We start from the raw sequence: 673 nt of genomic DNA on the forward strand, positions 1-673 counted from the left end.
TGGCCATGGTGCGCAGGCAGAATTTCGACATCGCCATCAGCGCGCCGGTGTTGCCGGCCGAGATGCAGGCCTGCGCGGCGCCGCTCTTCACCGCCTCCACGGCCTTCCACATCGACGACTTCCAGCGGCCGTGGCGCAGAGCCTGGCTCGGCTTGTCGTCCATGCGCACGGCGATCTCGCAATGGACGAACTCGCTCACTTCGGCGAGTTTCGGGAACTTGGCGAGCTCGGGACGCACCACGTCCTCGCGGCCATAGATGACGAAGCGGATGTCAGGGCGGCGGATGACGACCGTCATCAGCGCCGGGATGACCACGCTTGGTCCGTGATCGCCGCCCATGGCATCGATGGAAATCCTGATCACTCGGTGTTTTTCTCACGGTTTGCCTGGCTAGCGGCGGACGCCTGCCAAGGTAAGGGGGCTCGCGAAGGTTCGGCGAAAATAGCGGTTTTGCGCCTGCGCACAACCAACTTTTCCAAAATCCGGACCACTCTCAGGATTTTCCGAGCAACGAACGCAGCTTTTTCTGGAATTCGCTTTCCTCGGCCTGATCGTCGCCGGCGACGTCGAGCGAGGCTCCCGGCTTGCGCGGATAGGGGTCGATCGCCAGGCCGAAGAACTGTTCGGCCAGCGCACCGACGTCGATCGTGTCGCCGGAGAATGTTTCCGGAC

At 63.0% G+C, this 673-nt stretch carries 2 pseudogenes; both read right to left on the reverse strand.

Annotated features, from left to right (window positions below):
• Nucleotides 1-364: pseudogene (locus EOA24_RS40060) on the reverse strand (phosphate acyltransferase); the annotation flags it as partial.
• A gap of 130 nt (nt 365-494) precedes the next feature.
• Nucleotides 495-673, reverse strand: a pseudogene (locus EOA24_RS40065) (DUF177 domain-containing protein); the annotation flags it as partial.

Origin of the sequence: Mesorhizobium sp. M2A.F.Ca.ET.039.01.1.1 (genome assembly GCF_003998035.1) — a bacterium.
GTDB lineage: Bacteria > Pseudomonadota > Alphaproteobacteria > Rhizobiales > Rhizobiaceae > Mesorhizobium.